Below are 23,304 nucleotides of genomic sequence, written 5' to 3' on the forward strand. Positions count from 1 at the left end.
GACCTGTTCGACAACCCTGCCGATGCCGCGCCGCCGCCTGTGCCGACGCCCAGCGTGGCGACGGTGCCTGCGGTGCCGGTCAACCCCTCGCAACCGCAGGTCAAGCTGCCACCGCCGCCGCCCGCTCCGGCAGGCAAGCGCGACATTATCGTGGTGATCGACGCCGGTCACGGTGGCGAAGACCCGGGCGCCTCCGGTTCGCGCGGCCAGCATGAAAAAGACGTGGTGTTGGCCATCGCCCGCGAACTGCAACGCCAGGTCAACGGCATGAAAGGTTATCGCGCCGAACTGACCCGTACCGGCGACTACTTCATTCCGTTGCGCGGGCGTACTGAAATCGCCCGCAAGAAGGGCGCGGACCTGTTCGTCTCGATCCACGCCGACGCCGCACCTTCCAGCGCCGCTTTCGGTGCGTCGGTGTTTGCCCTGTCGGATCGTGGCGCCACGTCCGAGACCGCCCGTTGGCTGGCCGACAGCGAAAACCGTTCCGACCTGATCGGCGGGGCCGGCAACGTGTCCCTCGACGACAAGGACAAAATGCTCGCCGGCGTACTGCTCGACCTGTCGATGACCGCCTCGCTGACCTCCAGCCTGAACGTCGGCCAGAAGGTCCTGAGCAATATCGGCCGGGTCACGTCGCTGCACAAACAGCGCGTGGAACAAGCCGGGTTCATGGTGCTGAAGTCGCCGGATATCCCGTCGATCCTGGTCGAGACCGGATTCATTTCCAACGCCAACGAGGCATCCAAGCTCGCCAGTGCCAGCCACCAGCAGGCCTTGGCGCGCTCGATCAGCGCCGGTGTGCGTCAGTTCTTCCAACAGAACCCGCCCCCGGGCACTTACATTGCCTGGTTACGTGATTCCGGCAAAATTGCCCAGGGCCCGCGCGACCACCGCGTACAGCCCGGCGACACCGTGGCCATGCTGGCGGTACGTTTCCAGGTCACGCCCGCCGCTTTGCGCAGCGCCAACAACCTGAAAACCGATGAGCTGAAAATCGGCCAGGTGTTGACCATCCCGGGCACCGAATTGGCGGCACAGTAATGAGCGAATCTGTCTTGAATAGCGGCTCGCGTATCGAATTGCTCAGCCCGCGCCTGGCGAACCAGATCGCTGCGGGCGAGGTGGTTGAGCGCCCGGCCTCGGTGATCAAGGAGCTGCTGGAAAACAGCCTCGACTCCGGCGCCAAACGCATCGACGTGGACGTGGAGCAGGGCGGCGTCAAGCTGCTGCGGGTGCGGGACGATGGCAGCGGCATCTCGTCCGATGACCTGCCGCTGGCCCTGGCCCGTCACGCCACCAGCAAGATCCGCGACCTCGAAGACCTTGAGCGGGTGATGAGCCTGGGCTTTCGCGGTGAGGCCCTGGCCTCCATCAGCTCCGTGGCCCGCTTGACCCTGACCTCGCGCACACGCGGCGCCGAGCAGGCCTGGCAAGTGGAAACCGAAGGCCGTGACATGGCGCCCCGGGTCCAGCCGGCAGCCCATCCGGTGGGCACCTCGGTGGAAGTGCGCGACCTGTTCTTCAACACCCCGGCGCGGCGCAAATTCCTCAAGGCCGAAAAAACCGAATTCGACCACCTGCAGGAAGTCATCAAGCGCCTGGCCCTGGCACGTTTCGATGTGGCATTCCATCTGCGCCACAACGGCAAGACCATCCTCAGCCTGCACGAAGCCAATGACGACGCCGCGCGTGCTCGGCGCGTGGCGGCAGTCTGCGGAGCCGGCTTTCTGGAGCAGGCGCTGCCGATAGAGATTGAACGCAATGGTTTGCGCCTGTGGGGCTGGGTCGGTTTGCCGACCTTCTCCCGCAGCCAGGCGGATTTGCAGTATTTCTTCGTGAATGGCCGGGCAGTGCGTGACAAGCTGGTGGCCCATGCGGTGCGCCAGGCCTACCGCGACGTGTTGTTCAACGGGCGGCATCCGACGTTTGTGCTGTTTTTTGAGGTCGACCCCTCGGTGGTTGACGTCAATGTGCACCCGACCAAGCACGAAGTGCGCTTCCGTGATGGGCGCATGGTGCATGACTTCCTGTACGGCACCTTGCACCGCGCCTTGGGCGACGTGCGTCCGGATGATCAGTTGTCGGCGCCCATCGTGACGGCGGTCGTTCGCCCAAGCGGTCCCGAGGCCGGTGAATTCGGGCCTCAGGGCGAAATGAGTTTGGCCGCCAACTTGCTGCAATCTCCGCAGCAGCCCAACTACACGGCACCCAACGCGGGCGCCGGCGCCGGTTATCAGTATCAATACACCCCGCGCCCGCAATCGACCGTGCCGGTGGCCGAGGCCCAGGCGGCTTATCGTGAGTTCTTCGCGCCGCTGCCGGGTGCCGAGCCAGGCACCGTTGCCTTGCCCGAGGGTGGCGGTGATATTCCACCCTTGGGCTACGCGCTGGCGCAGCTCAAGGGCATCTACATCCTCGCGGAAAACGCCCACGGCCTGGTGCTGGTGGACATGCATGCGGCCCACGAGCGGATCATGTACGAGCGCCTGAAGATCGCCATGGCCAGTGAAGGGCTCAGTGGCCAGCCACTGCTGGTGCCCGAATCCCTGGCGGTCAGCCAGCGAGAAGCCGATTGCGCCGAAGAGCACCACGGTGTGTTCCAGAAGCTGGGCTTCGAACTGCAACGCCTGGGCCCGGAGACCCTGGCCATCCGCCAGATTCCCGCGCTGCTCAAGCAAGCCGAGGCCAACCGCCTGGTCGCCGATGTATTGGCGGACCTGATGGAGTACGGCACCAGCGACCGCATTCAGGCGCATATCAATGAACTGCTCGGCACCATGGCCTGCCACGGCGCCATCCGCGCCAACCGTCGCCTGGCCCTGCCGGAAATGAACGGCCTGCTGCGCGACATGGAAAACACCGAGCGCAGCGGCCAATGCAACCATGGCCGACCGACCTGGACCCAGATGGGCCTGGATGATCTGGACAAACTGTTCCTGCGCGGTCGCTGATGAGTGCCTTACCCCCCGCGATCTTCCTGATGGGCCCCACGGCCGCTGGCAAGACCGACCTCGCCATCGAACTGACCAGGGTCCTGCCGTGCGAGCTGATCAGTGTGGACTCTGCCCTGGTTTACCGGGACATGGACATCGGCACGGCCAAGCCTTCGAAAGAGGTGCTGGCGCGGCATCCGCATCGGTTGATCGACATTATCGACCCGGCCGAGAGCTATTCGGCTGCGGACTTCCGTACCGACGCCCTGGCCGCCATGGCAGAGATCACCGCGCGGGGTAACATCCCGTTGCTGGTCGGCGGCACGATGCTCTACTACAAGGCTTTGCAGGAAGGCCTGGCGGACATGCCGCCGGCCGATGCCCAGGTGCGCGCCGAACTCGAAGAAGAGGCCGCACGCCTTGGCTGGCAAGCCCTGCACGATCAGTTGGCGGCGGTGGATCCGGTGTCGGCGGCGCGCATTCACCCCAATGACCCCCAGCGTCTCTCCCGTGCCCTGGAAGTCTGGCGTGTCAGTGGCCAGACCATGACTGAACACAGGCTGAAACAAACTGCGCAAAGTGCTGACGCAGGCGCATCTGGCCGGTCACAATTGCCCTATACTGTGGCGAACCTGGCCATCGCTCCGGCAAATCGCCAGGTGCTGCACGAACGAATTGCACAAAGATTCACAAATATGTTGGAACAGGGGTTTGTGGAGGAGGTCGTAGCACTGCGTTCAAGAGGTAATCTGCATCCGGGGTTGCCTTCGATACGTGCTGTAGGCTACCGCCAAGTCTGGGATCATCTGGATGGCAAGCTGACGTCAGCCGAAATGCAGGAGCGCGGCATCATTGCCACGCGCCAATTGGCGAAGCGCCAGTTCACCTGGCTGCGCAGCTGGAGCGATTTGCACTGGCTGGACAGCCTGGACAGCGACAATCTGTCACGCGCCTTGAAATACCTGGGAACGGTCTCCATATTGAGCTGAGTCCTTGCAATTGCCGTCTATCCTTGGGGGTGTGGCGGCCATGAGCTATTTATTTTTCCGATTTTTTATTATTGATCCTTAAAGGAGTGCGGCACATGTCAAAAGGGCATTCGCTACAAGACCCTTACTTGAATACCTTACGTAAAGAGAAAGTGGGGGTTTCCATTTATCTGGTCAACGGTATCAAGTTGCAAGGTACGATCGAGTCGTTCGACCAGTTCGTGATCCTGCTGAAAAACACCGTCAGCCAGATGGTTTACAAACACGCTATCTCGACAGTCGTCCCTGTTCGTCCAATCCGTCTGCCTAGCGCTGCCGGTGATGAAGCAGCTGACGCTGAGCCAGGTAACGCCTGATAGGAGTCTCCTTTGTTCTTTGAGCGCCACGGTGGTGGTGAGCGAGTAATCCTCGTTCACTTGGATGGACAGGACCCTGAGGCGCGCGAAGATCCGCAGGAGTTTCAGGAGTTGGCAAATTCGGCCGGCGCCGAGACCGTTGCGTTTTTTAACGTGCCGCGTCATCGGCCAACCGCCAAATACCTGATTGGCAGCGGCAAGGTCGAAGAATTGCGCGACCTGGTCCATGCCGAAGAAGCCGATCTGGTGATCTTCAATCACGTCCTCACGCCGAGTCAGGAGCGTAACCTCGAACGTGTCTTCGAGTGTCGCGTGATCGACCGCACCGGCCTGATTCTCGATATCTTCGCCCAACGCGCGCGTACCCATGAAGGCAAGCTCCAGGTCGAACTGGCCCAGCTTGACCACATGAGCACACGGCTGGTTCGCGGCTGGACGCACCTTGAGCGCCAGGGCGGCGGCATCGGCATGCGTGGCCCGGGTGAAACCCAGCTGGAAACCGACCGACGTCTGTTGCGGGTTCGCCTGCGCCAGATCAAGGGCCGCCTGGAGAAAGTCCGCAGCCAGCGCGAGCAATCGCGCCGTGGCCGTTCCCGTGCCGATATCCCCACCGTGTCCCTGGTGGGCTATACCAACGCGGGCAAGTCCACGCTGTTCAATAACGTCACCAAGTCGGACGTGTACGCGGCCGACCAACTGTTCGCGACGCTCGACCCGACCCTGCGCCGCCTGGATCTTGACGACCTGGGGCCGATTGTCCTGGCCGATACGGTAGGTTTCATTCGTCATTTGCCGCACAAGCTGGTCGAGGCATTTCGGTCTACGCTCGAAGAGTCGAGCAATTCCGACCTGCTGTTGCACGTGATCGATGCGGCCGAGCCGGATCGCATGCTGCAGATCGAGCAGGTGATGCTGGTGCTGGGCGAGATTGGTGCCCAGGACTTGCCGATCCTCGAGGTGTATAACAAACTCGATTTGCTTGAAGGCGTCGAGCCGCAAATCCAGCGCGATGAGAATGGCAGACCCCAGCGGGTCTGGCTGTCGGCGCGTAATGGCAGTGGCCTTGAATTGCTTGAGCAAGCCATCGCCGAGTTGCTCGGCGGCGATTTGTTCGTGGGCACCTTGCGCTTGCCGCAGCGTTTTGCTCGACTGCGTGCACAGTTTTTCGAGCTGGGCGCGGTACAGAAAGAAGAACACGACGAAGAAGGTGTCAGCTTGCTGGCCGTTCGATTGCCACGCGCGGAGCTCAATCGACTGGTCAGTCGCGAGGGTGTTGTACCGGCGGAGTTCATCGAACAACACACTTTGCAATAAAAGCCTGAGAAAGCGGTTGTGCCGCAGTAGCAGGCATTCTGTAGCATTGGTCGGCGCGCCGTGGGTGCGTCTTTGCTTTATCAGATGGAGAGCGCTATGGCTTGGAATGAGCCGGGTGGCAACTCGAATAATCAGGATCCTTGGGGTGGTAAGCGCCGCAATAATGGCGACCGCAAGGGGCCACCGGATCTCGACGAGGCCTTCCGAAAGCTGCAGGAAAGCCTGAATGGGTTGTTCGGTGGTGGGAAAAAACGCGGTGGTGACGAGGGTGGTCGCACAAGCAAGGGCGGCGGCTATGGCCTGCTGGGCCTGGGTCTTGTCGTGCTCGCGGCCGTCTGGCTGTACAGCGCGGTCTACGTGGTGGACGAGCAGGAGCAAGCCGTCGTGCTGCGCTTCGGCAAGTATTACGAGACGGTCGGGCCAGGCCTGAACATCTATTTCCCGCCGATCGACAAGAAGTACATGGAGAACGTCACGCGTGAGCGTGCCTACACCAAGCAGGGCCAGATGCTGACTGAAGACGAGAACATCGTCGAAGTGCCGCTGACCGTGCAGTACAAGATCACCAACCTGCAGGACTTCGTGCTGAACGTCGATCAGCCGGAAATCAGCCTGCAACACGCGACCGAAAGCGCCCTGCGCCATGTGGTGGGTTCCACTGCCATGGACCAGGTGCTGACCGAAGGGCGTGAATTGATGGCCAGCGAAATCAAGGAGCGCCTGCAACGGTTCCTCGATACCTATCGCACCGGTATCACCGTTACCCAGGTCAACGTACAGAGCGCAGCGGCACCGCGTGAAGTGCAGGAAGCCTTTGACGACGTGATCCGCGCCCGTGAAGACGAGCAGCGTTCGCGCAACCAGGCTGAAACCTACGCCAACGGCGTGGTGCCGGAAGCCCGTGGTCAGGCCCAGCGTATCCTTGAGGATGCCAACGGTTACCGCGACGAAGTGGTCTCCCGTGCCAAGGGTGAGGCGGACCGCTTCACCAAGCTGGTTGCCGAGTACCGCAAGGCGCCCGAGGTTACCCGTGAGCGTCTGTACCTGGACACCATGCAGGAAGTCTTCAGCAACACCAGCAAGGTTCTCGTGACCGGCAGCAAGGGTGGGCAGAACAACCTGCTGTACCTGCCGCTGGACAAGATGATCGAAGGTGGTCGTAGCGGCGGCACAAGCGCGCCGTCCACCGGTTCGAATGCCGCTGCCAACGAAGCGAGCGCCCGTGCGGCCGCTGACTTGCTGCAACAGCAAACACGTACCAGGGAGAGTCGTTGATGAGCAATAAATCGCTGACCGCCCTGATTGTGGGCGTCGTCGTGGTCATCGCTGCCTGGAACTGCTTCTACATCGTCGCTCAGACCGAGCGCGCGGTGCTGCTGCAATTCGGTCGCGTGGTCCAGGCGGATGTCCAGCCGGGCCTGCATGTGAAAGTCCCCTACGTCAACCAGGTGCGCAAGTTCGACGCCCGCCTGATGACCCTGGATGCACCGACACAGCGCTTCCTGACCCTGGAAAAGAAAGCCGTGATGGTTGACGCCTACGCCAAGTGGCGCGTCAAGGATGCCGAGCGCTTCTACACGGCGACCTCGGGCCTCAAGCAGATTGCCGACGAGCGTCTGTCGCGTCGTCTGGAATCGGGCCTGCGTGACCAGTTTGGTAAGCGCACCCTGCACGAGGTGGTATCCGGTGAACGCGATGCGCTGATGGCTGACATCACTCGTTCGCTGAACACCATGGCGGAGAAAGAGCTGGGTATCGAAGTGGTCGACGTTCGCGTCAAGGCTATCGACCTGCCCAAGGAAGTGAACCGCAGCGTGTTCGAGCGCATGAGCACCGAGCGTGAGCGTGAAGCCCGTGAGCACCGTGCCAAGGGTAACGAGCTGGCCGAAGGTATCCGTGCGGATGCCGATCGTCAGCGCCGTGTACTGTTGGCAGAGGCCTATCGCGAGTCTGAAGAGGCTCGTGGTGATGGTGATGCTCAAGCCGCGGCGATCTACGCCAAGGCTTACGGCCAGGACCAGGAGTTCTACGCGTTCTACCGTAGCCTGCGCGCCTACCGTGAAAGCTTCGCGAACAAGACCGACGTGCTGGTGCTGGACCCAAGCAGCGATTTCTTCCGCTACCTGGAAAAGTCCAAGTAACAGGCCTGTGATTCTGTAGGACCACTCCGTCGGGCGGCTAAAATGCCTGGCGGGGTGATCCTTTCAGAAAACGGGTGTATGATGCGGCAGCCGGGAAATTCCCGGCTTTTTTGCGTCTGCGTGTTCGATTCGGCAGGCGTGACAGGTTTTTCGAGGAAAGTGCCCGACGAGGCCGTTTGCAGGCCGTTCGTCACGTCGCTCTTGCGCGTGGTTTATGCAGACGGCGGGTATTTTCTGCTTCACTCAAGGCTCGGCCGAGGGCCGGCCGCCCGGATCAAAGGGGAATGGCGTAATGGCAACGGTAGACCGCTGGCTGCTGCCAGATGGCATTGAAGAAGTACTGCCACCAGAAGCTGCGCGTATTGAAATAGCGCGTCGCCAGGTGTTGGATCTGTTCCAGAGCTGGGGCTACGAGTTTGTCGTGACCCCTCATATCGAGTACCTGGAGTCCCTGCTGACCGGCGCGGGCCAGGACCTGGATCTGCGCACCTTCAAGGTCATCGACCCGCAATCGGGCCGGCAAATGGGTTTCCGCGCCGACATCACGCCGCAGGTGGCGCGTATCGATGCGCACACCCTGCGCCGCGAAGGTCCCAGCCGCCTGTGCTACGCCGGCAGCGTGCTGCATGCCCAGCCGCGTGCCTTGTCATCTTCACGCAGCCCGATCCAGCTGGGCGCCGAGTTGTATGGCGATGCGAGCCCGAGCAGCGACGTTGAAGTGATCAGCCTGATGCTGGCCATGCTGCAACTGGCTGATGTGCCGGACGTGCACATGGACCTGGGCCACGTTGGGATCTACCGCGGCCTGGCCCGTGCGGCCGGCTTGTCCGGTGAAGTTGAGCAACAGTTGTTCGATGCGCTGCAACGCAAGGCCATCGATGAAGTCATCGCCCTGACTGCCGGCGTGCCGGCTGAACTGGCCGACATGCTGCGTGCGCTGGTTGACCTGTGCGGCGGCCGTGAAGTGTTGGTCACTGCACGTGAGCGCCTGGCCAACGCGCCGGCGCCGGTGTTGGCCGCCCTGAACGATGTGCTGGCGATTGCCGAGCAACTGTCGGCGCGCTTCCCGCAGCTGCCTTTGTATTTTGACCTGGGCGAGTTGCGCGGCTACCACTACCACACCGGTGTGGTATTCGCGGTGTTCGTTCCGGGTGTTGGCCAGGCCATCGCCCAGGGTGGTCGTTATGACGATATCGGCGCCGACTTCGGTCGCGCCCGTCCGGCCACCGGCTTTTCCACCGATTTGAAAACCCTGGTGACCCTGGGGCGTGCTGAGGTCGAGCTGCCGTCTGGTGGCATCTGGATGCCCGACAGTACGGACGCGGCACTCTGGCAGCAGGTCTGCCAGTTGCGCAGTGAGGGTCAGCGTGTCGTCCAGGCCTTGCCTGGGCAGCCATTGGCCGCCGCCCGTGAAGCGGACTGCGACCGGCAATTGATTCAGCAGAACGGGCTTTGGCAAGTATCGCCACTGGCTTCTTGAGTTTTCCTGCCGGCCATCGCCGGCACCAAGTTTGCGCGAATGAGGACAAGTGTTATGGGTAAGAATGTCGTAGTCCTGGGCACCCAATGGGGTGATGAGGGCAAAGGCAAGATCGTTGATCTGCTGACCGAACATGCTGCCGCCGTAGTGCGCTACCAGGGTGGCCACAACGCGGGCCACACCCTGGTCATCGATGGCGAAAAAACCGTCTTGCACCTGATCCCATCGGGTGTACTGCGCGAAGGCGTGCAGTGCCTGATCGGCAACGGCGTAGTGGTTGCGCCGGACGCCCTGCTGCGCGAGATCATCAAGCTGGAAGAGAAAGGCGTACCGGTGCGCGAGCGCCTGCGTATCAGCCCATCCTGCCCGCTGATCCTGTCCTTCCACGTGGCGCTGGACCAGGCCCGTGAAAAGGCCCGTGGCGAGCTGAAGATCGGCACCACCGGTCGCGGCATTGGCCCGGCCTACGAAGACAAGGTGGCGCGCCGTGGCCTGCGTGTGGGCGACCTGCTCAACATGCCGCGCTTTGAAGACAAGCTGCGTGAACTGGTGGATTACCACAACTTCATGCTGGTGGGTTACTACAAAGAGCCGGCCATCGAGTTCGAAAAGACCCTGGCCGAGTGCAAGGAATACGCCGAGCTGCTCAAGCCGCTGATGCTCGACGTGACGGCCGAGCTGCACGACCTGCGTCGCGCCGGCAAAGACATCATGTTCGAAGGCGCCCAGGGTTCGTTGCTCGACATCGACCACGGCACCTACCCGTATGTGACCAGCTCCAACACCACCGCCGGCGGCGTTGCCACCGGTTCGGGCGTTGGCCCGATGTTCCTCGACTACATCCTGGGCATCACTAAGGCTTACACCACCCGTGTAGGTTCCGGTCCATTCCCGACTGAGCTGTTCGACGACGTTGGCGCACACCTGGCCAAGCAGGGTCACGAATTCGGCGCTACCACCGGCCGTGCTCGTCGGTGTGGCTGGTTCGACGCCGTTATCCTGCGTCGCGCTATCGACGTGAACAGCATCTCGGGCATCTGCCTGACCAAGCTGGACGTGCTCGACGGCCTGGAAGCCATCAACATCTGTGTCGGCTACAAAGACGCGCAAGGCAACGATGTTGCCCCGACCGACGCTGACAGCTACGTGGGCCTGCAGCCTGTGTACGAAGAAGTGCCGGGCTGGACCGAATCGACCGTGGGCGCCAAGACCCTGGAAGAGCTGCCAGCCAACGCCCGCGCCTACATCAAGCGCGTCGAAGAGCTGATCGGCGCCCCGATCGACATTATTTCGACGGGCCCGGACCGCAACGAGACCATCGTTCTGCGTCACCCGTTCGCTTAATAAGCTGTTGATGTAAAAAGTAAAGGGCTCCTTCGGGAGCCCTTTGTCGTTTCTGTCTGGCAAGCGGCACGACCCTTGCTGTGTTTCTCTTTTTCGCGGTGCTATCAATTTAATGGCACCCGTGGTGGAGGGATTTCCAGTGTCTGCCGTTCTCTCGTTGTTACAAAGCCGTCTGCTGCGGCCGGTGTTCGTTACCCTAGGTATCGCTCTTTTAGTGCAAGTGCTGGTGGCCGTCGCGCTGACGCGGAGCACGGTCACGGCCCTGGAGGCCGATTTGGGGAATCGCCTGGGCATCGACAGCCAGAAACTGTCCGGCGAATTGGCACAGGCCGGCAAGGAAGTCACCTCCAGCCTGGATAGCCTGTCCACCAGCACTCGCCAACGTCTGACTGCAGGGCTCTCCACGCGTCTTCAGCAAGAGCAGAAGCAATTGCGGGCGACCCTGGAAAAAGACCTGCAGGACTCCGCCAATGACATGGCCCAGTTGCTGGCTTCGGTGGCGCCGCGTGCCATGTGGGACAGCGACGTGCCGACATTATCGGAATTTGCCCGGCGTGCGCAGCGTAATCCCAACGTGTTGTTCGTGGTGTATGACGACGCGGCGGGCGAGCATTTGACCCGTTACCTGAACCGTGAAAATCCGATCAACCAGGCCTTGTTGGCCAAAGGTGCGGGGGAGCGTGCCCTGGATAAAGTCTTGGACGCGGCCAAGGCTGATCCTTCGGTGTATTACGTCGAAGCCTCGATCAGCCCCAACGGCGTTGAGATCGGCAAAGTCCGCATGGGGGTGTCGACCGCATCGGTCGAGGCCGACCTGCAAGCACTGGACAGCCGCTTCGCCGCGCTGATTGCCAGCGGTGATCAACTGGTCGGTGACAGCCTCAAAGGCGCCGCCGCCGATAGCGCTGCCGCCATGGGCGCGCGCCTGCAATCGGCGCAAGTCACGGCCACGCAGATGGCGGCCAATACCACCAGTGCGGTTCAAGAGGCTGCCGGCACCTTGCGCTGGCGTATCGGCATGGGCCTGGCGCTGGTCGGTCTCGGTGTATTGCTGCTGATCGCCATTGTGCTCGGCCGCCGCGTCGTCAACCGCCTGAAGCTGTTGATCGCGGCCATGGATGACCTGGCGGCAGGCGAGGGTGACCTCACCAAGCGTGTACAGATCAGCAGCAAGGACGAAATTGGTGACATGGCTTCGGCGGTCAATCGCTTTGTGGATAAGTTGCAGCCCATCGTGCGCGAGGCGGGGGATGTGGCCCAGCGCACCGGCATGGAAATCGGCGCGATGACCTTGCGCAATGCCGGTGCCGATGCAGCGGCCGGCCTGCAGCGCGACGAGGTTGCAGAAAGCCTGCGCGCACTGTCGCAGATGGCCGACGAGGCCCAGGCCGAAAGCCATGCCATGCAGGCGGCCTTGCAGCAGGTGGTGGAGATTCGCCAGGCCACGGATGAAAACTCGCGCACTTCTGCCGAAGTCGGCAGCTTGATCGAGGCGTTGGCCGGGCAGGTGCAGGCTGGCTCCCAGGTGATCGAGCGGTTGGCGCAGCAAAGCGAGCAGATTGAAGTGGTGCTGACGGTGATTCACGGCATCGCCGAGCAAACCAACCTGCTGGCGCTCAATGCGGCCATCGAGGCGGCTCGTGCCGGCGAAACCGGGCGTGGTTTTGCGGTAGTCGCGGACGAGGTGCGTGCGTTGGCGAGCAAGACCCAAAGCTCCACCGGTGACATCCAGGCGCATATCGTGGCGTTGCAGCAGGGCGCGCGTGAGGCGGTGGAAACCATTGGCAAGGCTGGTCGTCAGGCCAATGAGGGCTTGCTGGTGTTGCGCGACAGCGTGCGCTTGCAGCAGACCGTGCAGGCCTCGGTGGAGCAGGTGCATGCGGCGATCGGCCTGGCGACACGCGCGGCCGAGCATCAGGCCCAGGGTGCGCATGCGGTGCGTGGTCGGGTTGAGGTGATTCATGCCCAGGCTGAGCGGGCCGCGCAGGCGGTGGTGGAGACCACGGCCAGTGGCAAGGTGCTGGATGGCTTGGCGGCGCAGTTGAAGGCGAGTCTGGGGCAGTTTCGGGCTTAGGGTTGTCTGTGCCGGCCTCATCGGGGGCAAGCCCCCTCCCACAGGTTGCAACGCACTCCAAATGTGGGAGGGGGCTTGCCCCCGATAGCCATCTCAGCGGCTCAAATACATCCGCGTCGTAAGCAGGTACACCGGCAACCCCGACACCAGAATCAACAACGCCGCATAAGGCGCCGCCGCCGCAAACTCCACATTCGAGGTATGCGCCCACACGGCGGTGGCCAAGGTGTTCAGCCCGGTCGGACTAAGCAGCAAGGTCGCAGTCAATTCCTTCATCGCATCCAGAAACACCAGCGCAAACGCGGCGCCCAATGCCGGGAAAATAATCGGCAGCGTCACCCGGCAAAACGCACTGAACGACGATGCGCCGAGCGTGCGCGCCGCCTCTTCCAGCTGTGGTGCAGCCTTGTTCAGCGCCGTGCGAATCGGCGCCTGGGCCAGGGGCAAGAACAACAGCGCATAGGCGATCAGCAACAGTGCCGACGTCTGATACAGCGCCGGCACGTAATGCAGCGCGAAATACACCAGGGTCAGTGCGATCACCAGGCCGGGCAGGGCGTGCAGCAGGTACGGCAGGCGTTCGGCCCAGATCGCCAGCTGGCCTTTGTAGCGCACCACCAGCAGGCCTACCGGCACCGCCAGCGCCAGGCACAACGCCGCGCCACCCAGGGAAAGTGCCAGGGACGATAACAGCGCCTCACTGATGGCGGCGACCGGAAACGCCGCCGATGAGCCCACGGCCAGCCAATAACCGAGCATCCCCAGGGGAATGCCGCTGCCAATGATCGCCAGCGCCAGGCAATAGAGTTGGCCAGGCAGCGCCCATTTACCCAGTTTCACCTGCTCGGCATGTCGCGCCGCGCCCTGGCCGATTCGCACATGGCGGCCCTTGCCGCGCACGCGCAGCTCCAGCCACAACAAACTCAGGCACATCACCAGCAGCACCGCCGAGAGCATCGCGGCGTTGGCGTTGCTGAATTCCAGTTCGAACTGCTGGTAGATCGCGGTGGTAAAGGTCTGCAAGCCGATGATCGACAGGGCGCCGAACTCCACCAGCATGTGCAATGCAATCAGCAGCGCTCCCGCGACCAGCGAGGGCCACAGCAGCGGCAGGGTAATGCGCCGGAACACGCCCCAGCGATTCAGCCCCAGGGTGCGCGCCGACTCTTCCAGGGCCGGGTCCAGATTGCGCAGCGTGGCGGCCACCGGCAGAAATACCAGCGGATACTTGGACAGGCTCATCACCAGGATCGCGCCGCCGAGACCTTCGAAGTTGGCGCTCAGCGACACCCAGGTAAAGCTGCTGACAAACGCCGGCACCGCAAACGGCAGGCACAGGATCACGCCCCAGAGGCGTCGCCCAGGCAGGTTGCTGCGTTCCAGCAACCAGGCCAGGGACAAGCCGACCACGCCGCACACGACCGTCACGCCGACCATCAGCGACAGGGTATTGCGCAGCAGCCCGAACACATAAGGCCGCCACAGCAGATGCACCGCCTGTGCCCAGCCGGCTTGCCAGGCCTTGAGCCCGACATACACCAGGGGCAGCAGGCTCAGGCCAACCAGCAACAGCACCGGCAACAGCAGCCAGATTGAAGGGCGTTTGCGCCGGGGGCGAAAGCCTGCAGCGCTGAGCGACGGGGTCATCAGTTCAAGCCAACGTCACGTTCCAGTTCCAGCGCTTCCTCGGCATTGCCCAGGTCGGCAGGGGTGACTTTAGGCGGCTGCAGTTCGCTGAAAGGCTTGAGGCCACGGCTGGACTCCATGCCTTTGCGCAGCGGGTATTCCGCCGAGGTGTTGGTGATCACACGCTGGCCTTCTTCACTGGCCATGAAGGCCAGCAGTTGCTGGGCTTCCTTGGGATGTTTGCTGGATTTCAGCGCGGCAGCCGAAGACACGGTAATCAGGCCGCCGGCATCGCCGTCGGTGAAATAGTGCAGTTGGGAGTCGAGGTTGGTTTTTTCTTTCTTCAAGGCAAACCAGTAATAATTGTTCACCAGCACGGTGGCCACTTCGCCATTTTCAACGGCCTTGAGGGCGACCATATTGTTGCTGTACACCTTGCCGAAGGCGCGCAGGCCGGTCAGCCACTCTTCGGCCGCTTCACGCCCGTGCAGCTTGATGATCGCCACGGCCTGTTCCTGAAACGCGCCGCTGGTGGGCACGAAGCCGACCTTGCCTTGCCATTCGGGGCCGGCGAAATCCAGCACCGATTTGGGCAGGTCTTTTTCGGCAATCAGCTTGGGGTTGAAAGCGACGACGCGGGTGCGTGCGGTGACGCCCATCCAGTCGCCATTGCTGCCGACGTAATCCTTGGGCAGCACGTCGAGGGTGCTGGCATCGATCTTCGCCAACAAGCCTTGCTCGCCGAGTTTGTTCAGCGGCGGCGATTCTTCGGTGTAGATCACGTCGGCAGGGGAGCGATCACCTTCTTCGACGACCTGGCTGGCCAGCTGGTTGCTGCTGCCTTTGCGCACGTTGACGTGAATACCGGTCTTGGCTTCAAAGGCTTTGGCGAGTTCATCGCCGACTTCTTTGTGCTGGCCGTTGTAAAGGGTCAGGGAGACCTTGTCGGCAGAATAGGCGGCGGGTGAGAGCAGGGTCAGGCCAAGCAGAGTAAGAGACAGGCCACGCAGAAGGGATGTCTTGAATCGGGTATCGCGGATCATCATCCGAAGTGTTCCTCGCTTATGTGCAACAAATCACTACAAGGATAAACGATAAAGCTTCTCAAGTGCGGGCTTGAGGGTAATCGCGGGGAGCGTTTTCAAGCCGGATTTTTCAAACCCCGGAAACGAAAAAACCCGCTTTCGCGGGTTTGATCTGAATTTGGTGCCCAGGAGAAGACTCGAACTTCCACGACCTTGCGATCACCAGCACCTGAAGCTGGCGTGTCTACCAATTTCACCACCTGGGCATTATCAAGCAACGTTGCCGCTGTTGATGGGGCGAACTATACGGCGGGCTTTTTAATCTGTAAACCCCTGATTCGAAAAATATAAATCAATTTTTCCGTTAAAAATCAAAGGTCTGAAACGAAAAAACCCGCTTTCGCGGGTTTGATCTGAATTTGGTGCCCAGGAGAAGACTCGAACTTCCACGACCTTGCGATCACCAGCACCTGAAGCTGGCGTGTCTACCAATTTCACCACCTGGGCATTATCTGACAACGTTGCCGTCGTCGATGGCGCGCACTATACGGAGCGATATTTGCCCTGTAAACCCCTGCCATGAAAAAAGCCTGGAAAATTTCGCCAATGGTCGTGCAAGGTGCGCGCCGAGGGCTGCAAAGGGCTTTAAAAGGCTTGATGACGTCTGAAATTTCCCGTTTCAATACGCGTATGCCAAACTAACCCGCATATAGACAAGGTGAAAACTCTCTAATGGCCGATTGGCAGTCCCTCGATCCCGAGGCCGCTCGTGAAGCGGAAAAATATGAAAACCCTATTCCTAGCCGCGAACTGATCCTGGCGCACCTCGCCGATCGTGGTTCGCCTGCTAGCCGCGAGCAGTTGGTTGAAGAGTTCGGTCTGACCACCGAAGACCAGCTCGAAGCCCTGCGCCGCCGTTTGCGTGCGATGGAGCGCGATGCTCAGTTGATCTACACCCGCCGTGGCACCTACGCGCCGGTCGACAAGCTCGACCTGATCCTGGGCCGTATCGCCGGCCATCGGGACGGCTTCGGCTTCCTGATCCCGGATGACGGCAGTGACGACCTGTTCATGAGCCCTGCGCAAATGCGCCTGGTGTTCGATGGCGACCGTGCCCTGGCGCGCGTGTCCGGCCTGGACCGTCGTGGGCGTCGTGAAGGCGTGATCGTCGAAGTGGTGTCCCGTGCCCACGAGTCCATCGTCGGTCGTTACTTCGAAGAAGGCGGTATCGGCTTTGTGGTGCCGGATAACCCGAAGGTCCAGCAGGAAGTGCTGATCACCCCGGGCCGCAATGGCGCCGCCAAGGTCGGCCAGTTCGTCGAGGTGAAAATCACCCACTGGCCGACTGCGCGCTTCCAGCCCCAGGGCGATATCGTTGAAGTGGTCGGCAACTACATGGCGCCGGGCATGGAAATCGACGTGGCGCTGCGCACCTACGATATTCCTCACGTCTGGCCTGATGCCGTGCTCAAGGAAGCCGCCAAGCTCAAGCCGGAAGTTGAAGACAAAGACAAAGAAAAACGCATCGACCTGCGCCATCTGCCGTTCGTCACCATCGACGGCGAAGATGCGCGCGACTTCGATGACGCGGTCTACTGTGAAGCCAAGCCGGGCAAGCTGCGCCTGTTCTCCGGCGGCTGGAAGCTGTACGTCGCGATTGCCGACGTGTCCAGCTACGTGAAGATCGGTTCGGCCCTGGATAACGAAGCCCAGGTGCGCGGCAACTCCGTGTACTTCCCTGAGCGCGTGATCCCGATGTTGCCGGAGCAGCTGTCCAACGGCCTGTGCTCGCTGAACCCGAAAGTCGACCGTTTGGCCATGGTGTGCGAGATGACCATCTCCAAAACCGGCGAAATGACCGACTACCAGTTCTACGAAGCGGTGATTCACTCCCAGGCGCGGCTGACCTACAACAAGGTCAGCACCATCCTGGAAGCGCCGAAGACCAGCGAAGCCAAGGCCCTGCGCGGCGAATACGCCGACGTGGTGCCGCACCTCAAGCAGCTGTACTCGCTGTACAAGGTGCTGCTGGGCGCCCGCCACACCCGTGGCGCGATCGATTTTGAAACCCAGGAAACCCGGATTGTCTTCGGTTCCGAGCGCAAGATCGCTGCCATCACCCCGACCACCCGTAACGACGCGCACAAGCTGATCGAGGAATGCATGCTGGCGGCCAACGTGGCCACCGCTGAATTCCTGAAGAAGCACGAGATTCCTGCGTTGTACCGCGTCCACGACGGTCCGCCGCCGGAGCGCCTGGAAAAACTGCGCGCGTTCCTTGGCGAGCTCGGCCTGTCCCTGCACAAAGGCAAGGATGGCCCGACGCCGAAGGATTACCAGGCCCTGCTGGCCAGCATCAAGGACCGTCCGGATTACCACGTGATCCAGACCGTGATGCTGCGCTCGTTGAGCCAGGCGGTGTACAGCGCCGATAACCAGGGCCACTTCGGCCTGAATTACGAGGCGTACACCCACTTCACTTCGCCGATCCGCCGTTACCCGGACTTGCTCACGCACCGCGCGATCCGCAGCGTGATCCATTCCAAGCAGAACACCCCGCACGTCAAGCGCGCCGGTGCCATGACCATTCCGAAGGCACGGATCTATCCGTACGACGAAGCGGCGCTTGAGCAGTTGGGCGAGCAGTGCTCCATGAGCGAGCGTCGCGCCGACGAAGCCACCCGCGACGTGGTGAACTGGCTCAAGTGCGAGTTCATGAAGGACCGCGTGGGCGAATCGTTCCCGGGTGTGATCACCGCCGTGACCGGTTTCGGCCTGTTCGTCGAGCTGACCGACATCTACGTCGAGGGTCTGGTGCACGTCACCGCCTTGCCGGGTGACTACTACCACTTCGATCCTGTGCACCATCGCCTGGCGGGCGAGCGCACCGGTCGCAGCTTCCGCCTGGGCGATACCGTGGAAGTGCAGGTCATGCGTGTCGATCTGGACGAGCGCAAGATCGACTTCGGCATGCCTGACAAGCCCGCAGAGCTGGCTGGCCGCAAAAAGCGCGGCAGCGAAACCGCAGCGCCGGCGTCCAAAGGCAAGGCTTCCAGCGCGAAGACGGCTGCCGAGCCTGCACCTGCCAAGACCGGACGTCGTTCTTCGGCCAAGGACAAGGCCCCTGAAGCCTACCGCCCAAGCGATGCCGCGGCGAAAAATGCCGAGCTGCGCAAGAGCCGCGAGTTGAAGCAGCAGTTGCTCAACGAAGCCAAAAGCGGTGGTAAAGCGGCGTCTGGGGGAAAGTCCCAAGGGGCGGAAAAACCGTCGAGCAAACCGAGTAAACACCGTAAAGGCCCGCCTAAAGCGGGTTCGGCCCCCGCGAAAAGCGGCGGGTCGCGCAAACCTAAGGCCAAGTCATGAGTCTGGAAAAAATCTACGGCGTGCACGCCGTAGAAGCACTGCTGCGTCACCACCCCAAGCGCGTCAAGCAGGTGTGGCTGGCGGAAGGTCGCAGCGAGCCACGCGTGCAGACGCTGGTCGAGCTGGCCACCCAGAACAAGGTTGCCATCGGCCAAGCCGAACGCCGTGAAATGGACGTATGGGTAGAAGGCGTTCACCAGGGCGTAGTGGCCGACGTCAGCCCGAGTCAGGTGTGGGGCGAAGCCATGCTTGACGAGCTGCTCGACCGTACCGAAGGCTCACCCTTGCTGCTGGTACTGGACGGCGTGACCGATCCGCACAACCTCGGCGCCTGCCTGCGTTCGGCGGATGCGGCCGGCGCGCTGGCAGTGATCGTGCCTAAAGACAAGTCGGCCACCCTCACGCCGGTCGTGCGTAAAGTGGCCTGCGGCGCGGCGGAAGTGATTCCGCTGGTGGCCGTGACCAACCTGGCGCGCACCCTGGAGAAGCTTCAGCAGCGCGGCCTGTGGATTGTCGGCACGGCAGGCGAGGCCGAAGTCAGCATCTACGACCAGGACCTCACCGGCCCGACCATCCTGATCATGGGCGCTGAAGGCAAAGGCATGCGTCGCCTGACCCGCGAGCATTGCGATTACCTGGTGCACTTGCCGATGGCCGGCAGCGTCAGCAGCCTGAACGTGTCGGTGGCGACGGGCGTATGCTTGTTCGAAGCGCGGCGTCAGCGCGGTGCCAAGGCCAAGACCAAGAAGTAAGCCGGGCCTGGCCTGGATCAAAATGTGGGAGGGGGCTTGCCCCCGATAGCGGTGTTTCAGTTACAGATGTTGTGACTGACCCACTGCAATCGGGAGCAAGCCCCCTCCCACAGTTGTTTTTGTGGTGTTTGGGCGATTGTTCAAATAATCACCAATCACCTTGCGCGCTTTCTCCCCCTTCTCTACAATTGCGCCCCTTGCCCACCTGGCAGGCACGCATGTGCCTCCCCTGCGGCAAGATCCATAAGTGTCATTCACTCCTTGTCTGACCGTTTTTGAGCGGCAGGCTACAACCCGTAAGGAGCATTCATGCGTCATTACGAAATCATCTTTTTGGTCCACCCGGATCAAAGCGAGCAAGTCGGCGGCATGGTTGAGCGTTACACCAAGCTGATCGAAGAAGACGGCGGCAAAATCCACCGTCTGGAAGATTGGGGCCGTCGTCAACTGGCCTACGCAATCAACAATGTTCACAAGGCTCACTACGTGATGCTGAACGTTGAATGCACCGGCAAGGCCCTGGCCGAGCTGGAAGACAACTTCCGCTACAACGATGCAGTGATCCGTAACCTGGTCATCCGTCGCGAAGAAGCCGTTACCGGCCAATCCGAGATGCTCAAGGCTGAAGAAAACCGCAGTGAGCGCCGTGAGCGTCGCGACCGTCCTGAGCACGAAGGCGCTGATAGCGCTGATAGTGATGACAGCGACAACAGCGATAACGCTGACGAGTAATCCACGGACCTTTTAAGGAGCCTATCAAATGGCACGTTTCTTCCGTCGTCGTAAATTCTGCCGCTTCACCGCTGAAGACGTGAAAGAGATCGATTACAAAGATCTCAACACTCTGAAAGCCTACGTATCCGAGACCGGCAAAATCGTTCCAAGCCGTATCACCGGTACCAAAGCACGTTATCAGCGTCAGCTGGCCACCGCTATCAAGCGCGCCCGCTTCCTGGCCCTGCTGGCCTACACCGACAGCCACGGCCGCTGAGACCGGGCAGTCGACAAGTAGTAAGGGATTGAATGCATGCGCGCCTTAGCTGAGTTCATCATGCGCGGTCGTGTGCAGGCCACTCTGGTAGTGGCTGGCTGTGCGGCATTGCCGTTGCTTTATTGGTTGGGTGCTGCCGCTGGATGCCTTGTGCTCCTGCGGCGCGGTTTGAAGGACGCCCTGGGCGTTCTTGCCCTGGGTTTGTTGCCGGCCTTGATCTGGTGGCTGCAAATGGGTGATCCACGGGTACTTCTGGTACTGCTGGGGTCATCGAGCCTTGCGTTGGTTCTGCGCGCAAGTGAGTCCTGGGTCCGTACGCTGCTGGTCAGCGTGGCAGTGGGGTTGGTGTACTCAGTGATGCTTGGCGCGGCTTTCCGCCCGCAAATCGAGGCGCTGGCGCAGGAGATCGTCAAGATCCTGCCGCTGGCCCTCGGGGATATCTACCAGCAATTGTCGGTAGATGAGCGAGCGCGGTTTGCGTCACTGATTGCGCCGGTCCTGACCGGCCTGATTGCGGCTTTGCTGCAGGTTGTCAGCGTGCTGAGCCTGATTCTTGGGCGTTATTGGCAGGCGTTGTTGTATAACCCGGGTGGTTTTGGTCGCGAGTTTCGCAGTATCAGAATTCCCGCAGGACCGGCGATGTTGCTGCTGGCGTGCATGGTTGTCGGACCGAACTTCGGTCCACAGATGGCCTTGCTGGCGCCGATTTGCAGCGTACCGCTGGTGTTTGCCGGGCTGGCCCTGATTCATGGGCTGGTTGCGCGAAAGCGCCTGGCCAGGTTCTGGCTGGTGGGGTTGTACGTCACGCTGTTGCTGTTCATGCAGCTGATCTATCCGTTACTCGTGGTCCTGGCCATTGTCGACGGCCTGATTGATTTTCGCGGACGTCTGGCGTCGAAAGATGCCGATAGCGCGAACGGTGAAGGTTAAAAGTTAGAGGATTTTCACATGCAACTGATCCTTCTGGAAAAAGTCGCCAACCTGGGCAACCTGGGCGACAAAGTGAACGTTAAGGCCGGCTACGGTCGTAACTACCTGCTGCCATACGGCAAAGCCACCGCTGCAACCGCTGCCAACCTGGCTGCGTTTGAAGAGCGTCGCGCTGAGCTGGAAAAAGCCGCAGCAGACAAAAAAGCTTCGGCCGAAACTCGCGCTGCCCAACTGGCTGAGCTGGAAGTGACTATCACTGCCACTGCCGGTGACGAAGGCAAGCTGTTCGGTTCGATCGGCACCCACGACATCGCTGATGCACTGACCGCCTCCGGCGTTGAAGTGCAGAAGAGCGAAGTTCGTCTGCCGAACGGCACCATCCGCAACGTAGGCGAATTCGACGTAGCCGTGCACCTGCACGCCGAAGTTGAAGCCACCGTACGCGTTGTCGTGGTAGCAGCTTAAGTCGCACCTAACTGACTGGCACCTCGTGTGTCAGCCGGTTAACATCGGGCACGATCCTGTTTACAGGTCGTGCCTTTTGTTTTTTTACACACCCCAAATTTCAAGTGGCCATGAACGAAATCTCCGCTCCTGAGCAATACGATCTGCAAACCGCTGCCCTGAAGGTGCCGCCGCATTCCATCGAGGCCGAACAGGCCGTGCTCGGTGGCTTGATGCTGGACAACAACGCCTGGGAACGCGTGCTGGATCAAGTCTCGGACGGTGACTTCTATCGCCATGACCACCGCCTGATCTTCCGCGCCATCGCCAAGCTGGCCGACCAGAACTCACCGATCGACGTGGTGACCCTGGCCGAGCAACTGGACAAGGAAGGCCAGACCTCGCAGGTCGGCGGCCTGGGCTACCTCGGTGAGCTGGCGAAGAACACGCCGTCCGTCGCCAACATCAAGGCGTATGCGCAGATCGTCCGCGAGCGCGCCACCTTGCGCCAGTTGATCGGCATCAGCACCGAAATCGCCGACAGCGCCTTCAACCCCGAAGGCCGCACCGCCGCCGAAATCCTCGACGAAGCCGAGCGCCAGATCTTCCAGATCGCCGAAGCCCGTCCGAAAACCGGCGGGCCGGTCAGCGTCAACGACCTGCTGACCAAAGCCATCGACCGCATCGATACCCTGTTCAACACGGATGCGGCGATTACCGGCATTTCCACCGGCTACACCGACCTCGACGAAAAGACCAGCGGCCTGCAGCCGTCCGACCTGATCATCGTCGCCGGTCGTCCGTCGATGGGTAAGACCACCTTTGCAATGAACCTGGTGGAAAACGCCGTACTGCGCAGCGACAAGGCGGTGCTGGTGTATTCCCTCGAGATGCCAGGCGAATCGCTGATCATGCGTATGCTGTCGTCGCTCGGCCGTATCGACCAGACCAAGGTGCGTTCCGGTCAGCTGGAAGACGACGATTGGCCGCGCCTGACCTCGGCGGTCAACCTGCTCAACGACCGCAAGCTGTTCATCGATGACACCGCCGGTATCAGCCCTTCAGAGATGCGTGCGCGTACCCGCCGCCTGGTGCGTGAACACGGCGATATCGCCCTTATCATGATCGACTACCTGCAGTTGATGCAGATCCCGGGTTCGAGCGGCGACAACCGTACCAACGAGATTTCCGAAATCTCCCGTTCCCTGAAAGCCCTGGCCAAGGAATTCAACTGCCCGGTCGTGGCGCTGTCCCAGCTCAACCGTTCCCTGGAACAACGCCCCAACAAGCGCCCGGTGAACTCCGACTTGCGTGAATCCGGGGCAATCGAGCAGGATGCCGACGTGATCATGTTCGTGTACCGCGACGAGGTGTACCACCCCGAAACGGAACACAAGGGCATCGCCGAGATCATCATCGGCAAGCAGCGGAACGGCCCGATCGGCTTTATTCGCCTGGCGTTCATCGGTAAGTACACGCGCTTCGAGAACCTGGCGCCGGGCAGTTACAACTTCGACGACGACGAGTAACCGCTGGCCG

18 protein-coding genes, 2 tRNA genes and 2 pseudogenes are annotated in these 23,304 nt (G+C 61.4%); 18 read left to right on the forward strand and 4 right to left on the reverse strand.

Annotated features, from left to right (window positions below; genetic code table 11):
- From BFP90_RS11465 to BFP90_RS29610, 11 genes and pseudogenes are all read left to right on the forward strand, one after another.
- A partial coding sequence (locus tag BFP90_RS11465; RefSeq protein ID WP_176718035.1) for an N-acetylmuramoyl-L-alanine amidase occupies window positions 1-1,044 on the forward strand: 1,044 nt, incomplete at its 5' end.
- The gene (gene mutL, locus BFP90_RS11470) at window positions 1,044-2,954 is read left to right on the forward strand and encodes a DNA mismatch repair endonuclease MutL (protein ID WP_065886523.1); all 1,911 of its coding nucleotides are present in this window, start codon (window positions 1,044-1,046) and stop codon (window positions 2,952-2,954) included. The genes BFP90_RS11465 and mutL, both read left to right, overlap by 1 nt.
- The gene (miaA, locus tag BFP90_RS11475) at window positions 2,954-3,925 is read left to right on the forward strand and encodes a tRNA (adenosine(37)-N6)-dimethylallyltransferase MiaA (protein WP_065896723.1); all 972 of its coding nucleotides are present in this window, start codon (window positions 2,954-2,956) and stop codon (window positions 3,923-3,925) included. Before mutL ends, miaA begins: the two co-directional genes overlap by 1 nt.
- A gap of 95 nt (window positions 3,926-4,020) precedes the next feature.
- Complete coding sequence (hfq, locus tag BFP90_RS11480) at window positions 4,021-4,281, forward strand: RNA chaperone Hfq (RefSeq protein WP_016976904.1); 261 nt, start codon at window positions 4,021-4,023, stop codon at window positions 4,279-4,281.
- Between the two features lie 12 nt (window positions 4,282-4,293).
- The gene (gene hflX, locus BFP90_RS11485) at window positions 4,294-5,595 is read left to right on the forward strand and encodes a ribosome rescue GTPase HflX (protein WP_065894504.1); all 1,302 of its coding nucleotides are present in this window, start codon (window positions 4,294-4,296) and stop codon (window positions 5,593-5,595) included.
- Between the two features lie 96 nt (window positions 5,596-5,691).
- The gene (gene hflK / locus BFP90_RS11490; protein ID WP_065886520.1) at window positions 5,692-6,870 is read left to right on the forward strand and encodes an FtsH protease activity modulator HflK; all 1,179 of its coding nucleotides are present in this window, start codon (window positions 5,692-5,694) and stop codon (window positions 6,868-6,870) included.
- Window positions 6,870-7,736, forward strand: a complete 867-nt coding sequence (gene hflC, locus BFP90_RS11495; protein ID WP_003188064.1) for a protease modulator HflC — start codon at window positions 6,870-6,872, stop codon at window positions 7,734-7,736. Before hflK ends, hflC begins: the two co-directional genes overlap by 1 nt.
- A 292-nt stretch (window positions 7,737-8,028) precedes the next feature.
- Window positions 8,029-9,216, forward strand: a complete 1,188-nt coding sequence (locus tag BFP90_RS11500; RefSeq protein WP_065886518.1) for an ATP phosphoribosyltransferase regulatory subunit — start codon at window positions 8,029-8,031, stop codon at window positions 9,214-9,216.
- A gap of 54 nt (window positions 9,217-9,270) precedes the next feature.
- A complete protein-coding gene (locus BFP90_RS11505; RefSeq protein WP_065886517.1) occupies window positions 9,271-10,560 on the forward strand; it encodes an adenylosuccinate synthase in 1,290 nt (429 codons plus the stop codon).
- A 1,114-nt stretch (window positions 10,561-11,674) separates the two neighbouring features.
- Window positions 11,675-11,728 (forward strand): annotated as a pseudogene (locus BFP90_RS29605) (hypothetical protein); the annotation flags it as partial.
- A gap of 390 nt (window positions 11,729-12,118) precedes the next feature.
- Window positions 12,119-12,634 (forward strand): annotated as a pseudogene (locus tag BFP90_RS29610) (methyl-accepting chemotaxis protein); the annotation flags it as partial.
- Between the two features lie 93 nt (window positions 12,635-12,727).
- Here BFP90_RS29610 and BFP90_RS11515 read toward each other — a convergent pair.
- From BFP90_RS11515 to BFP90_RS11530, 4 genes are all read right to left on the reverse strand, one after another.
- Window positions 12,728-14,281, reverse strand: a complete 1,554-nt coding sequence (locus BFP90_RS11515; protein ID WP_065896725.1) for an ABC transporter permease — start codon at window positions 14,279-14,281, stop codon at window positions 12,728-12,730.
- Window positions 14,281-15,306 (reverse strand): extracellular solute-binding protein, encoded by a 1,026-nt coding sequence (locus BFP90_RS11520; protein WP_065896726.1) that lies wholly within the window; start codon window positions 15,304-15,306, stop codon window positions 14,281-14,283. Before BFP90_RS11520 ends, BFP90_RS11515 begins: the two co-directional genes overlap by 1 nt.
- A 158-nt stretch (window positions 15,307-15,464) precedes the next feature.
- A tRNA-Leu gene (locus BFP90_RS11525) sits at window positions 15,465-15,551 on the reverse strand.
- Window positions 15,552-15,705: 154 nt separating this feature from the next.
- A tRNA-Leu gene (locus BFP90_RS11530) sits at window positions 15,706-15,792 on the reverse strand.
- A 225-nt stretch (window positions 15,793-16,017) separates the two neighbouring features.
- Between BFP90_RS11530 and rnr the strand changes: the two genes are divergently transcribed.
- From rnr to dnaB, 7 genes are all read left to right on the forward strand, one after another.
- Window positions 16,018-18,648: a ribonuclease R gene (gene rnr / locus BFP90_RS11535; protein ID WP_065896727.1), complete on the forward strand. Its 2,631-nt coding sequence runs from the start codon at window positions 16,018-16,020 to the stop codon at window positions 18,646-18,648.
- Complete coding sequence (rlmB, locus tag BFP90_RS11540; RefSeq protein ID WP_065896728.1) at window positions 18,645-19,400, forward strand: 23S rRNA (guanosine(2251)-2'-O)-methyltransferase RlmB; 756 nt, start codon at window positions 18,645-18,647, stop codon at window positions 19,398-19,400. The genes rnr and rlmB overlap by 4 nt, the downstream gene beginning before the upstream one ends.
- 309 nt (window positions 19,401-19,709) lie before the next feature.
- A complete protein-coding gene (gene rpsF, locus BFP90_RS11545; protein WP_003236224.1) occupies window positions 19,710-20,132 on the forward strand; it encodes a 30S ribosomal protein S6 in 423 nt (140 codons plus the stop codon).
- 28 nt (window positions 20,133-20,160) lie between these two features.
- Entirely contained in the window at window positions 20,161-20,391 is a 231-nt protein-coding gene (rpsR, locus tag BFP90_RS11550; RefSeq protein WP_002551829.1) for a 30S ribosomal protein S18, read from the forward strand.
- A 36-nt stretch (window positions 20,392-20,427) separates the two neighbouring features.
- The gene (locus BFP90_RS11555) at window positions 20,428-21,321 is read left to right on the forward strand and encodes a hypothetical protein (RefSeq protein ID WP_065896729.1); all 894 of its coding nucleotides are present in this window, start codon (window positions 20,428-20,430) and stop codon (window positions 21,319-21,321) included.
- 18 nt (window positions 21,322-21,339) lie between these two features.
- Window positions 21,340-21,786: a 50S ribosomal protein L9 gene (gene rplI, locus BFP90_RS11560; RefSeq protein WP_003171376.1), complete on the forward strand. Its 447-nt coding sequence runs from the start codon at window positions 21,340-21,342 to the stop codon at window positions 21,784-21,786.
- A gap of 110 nt (window positions 21,787-21,896) precedes the next feature.
- Window positions 21,897-23,294, forward strand: a complete 1,398-nt coding sequence (gene dnaB, locus BFP90_RS11565) for a replicative DNA helicase (protein ID WP_003188079.1) — start codon at window positions 21,897-21,899, stop codon at window positions 23,292-23,294.
- Window positions 23,295-23,304 lie beyond the last annotated feature (10 nt).

The sequence above is a fragment of the Pseudomonas sp. 24 E 13 genome (assembly GCF_900004715.1).
GTDB classification, from domain to species: domain Bacteria; phylum Pseudomonadota; class Gammaproteobacteria; order Pseudomonadales; family Pseudomonadaceae; genus Aquipseudomonas; species Aquipseudomonas orientalis_A.

Bases quoted from the DNA above. Each gene is read 5' to 3' on its own strand.
- mutL (WP_065886523.1), top strand. From the start codon at position 1,044: ATGAGCGAATCTGTCTTGAATAGCGGCTCGCGTATCGAATTGCTCAGC.
- miaA (WP_065896723.1), top strand. From the start codon at position 2,954: ATGAGTGCCTTACCCCCCGCGATCTTCCTGATGGGCCCCACGGCCGCT.
- hfq (WP_016976904.1), top strand. From the start codon at position 4,021: ATGTCAAAAGGGCATTCGCTACAAGACCCTTACTTGAATACCTTACGT.
- hflK (WP_065886520.1), top strand. From the start codon at position 5,692: ATGGCTTGGAATGAGCCGGGTGGCAACTCGAATAATCAGGATCCTTGG.
- hflC (WP_003188064.1), top strand. From the start codon at position 6,870: ATGAGCAATAAATCGCTGACCGCCCTGATTGTGGGCGTCGTCGTGGTC.
- BFP90_RS11500 (WP_065886518.1), top strand. From the start codon at position 8,029: ATGGCAACGGTAGACCGCTGGCTGCTGCCAGATGGCATTGAAGAAGTA.
- BFP90_RS11505 (WP_065886517.1), top strand. From the start codon at position 9,271: ATGGGTAAGAATGTCGTAGTCCTGGGCACCCAATGGGGTGATGAGGGC.
- BFP90_RS11515 (WP_065896725.1), bottom strand. From the start codon at position 14,281: ATGACCCCGTCGCTCAGCGCTGCAGGCTTTCGCCCCCGGCGCAAACGC.
- BFP90_RS11520 (WP_065896726.1), bottom strand. From the start codon at position 15,306: ATGATGATCCGCGATACCCGATTCAAGACATCCCTTCTGCGTGGCCTG.
- rnr (WP_065896727.1), top strand. From the start codon at position 16,018: ATGGCCGATTGGCAGTCCCTCGATCCCGAGGCCGCTCGTGAAGCGGAA.
- rlmB (WP_065896728.1), top strand. From the start codon at position 18,645: ATGAGTCTGGAAAAAATCTACGGCGTGCACGCCGTAGAAGCACTGCTG.
- rpsF (WP_003236224.1), top strand. From the start codon at position 19,710: ATGCGTCATTACGAAATCATCTTTTTGGTCCACCCGGATCAAAGCGAG.
- rpsR (WP_002551829.1), top strand. From the start codon at position 20,161: ATGGCACGTTTCTTCCGTCGTCGTAAATTCTGCCGCTTCACCGCTGAA.
- BFP90_RS11555 (WP_065896729.1), top strand. From the start codon at position 20,428: ATGCGCGCCTTAGCTGAGTTCATCATGCGCGGTCGTGTGCAGGCCACT.
- rplI (WP_003171376.1), top strand. From the start codon at position 21,340: ATGCAACTGATCCTTCTGGAAAAAGTCGCCAACCTGGGCAACCTGGGC.
- dnaB (WP_003188079.1), top strand. From the start codon at position 21,897: ATGAACGAAATCTCCGCTCCTGAGCAATACGATCTGCAAACCGCTGCC.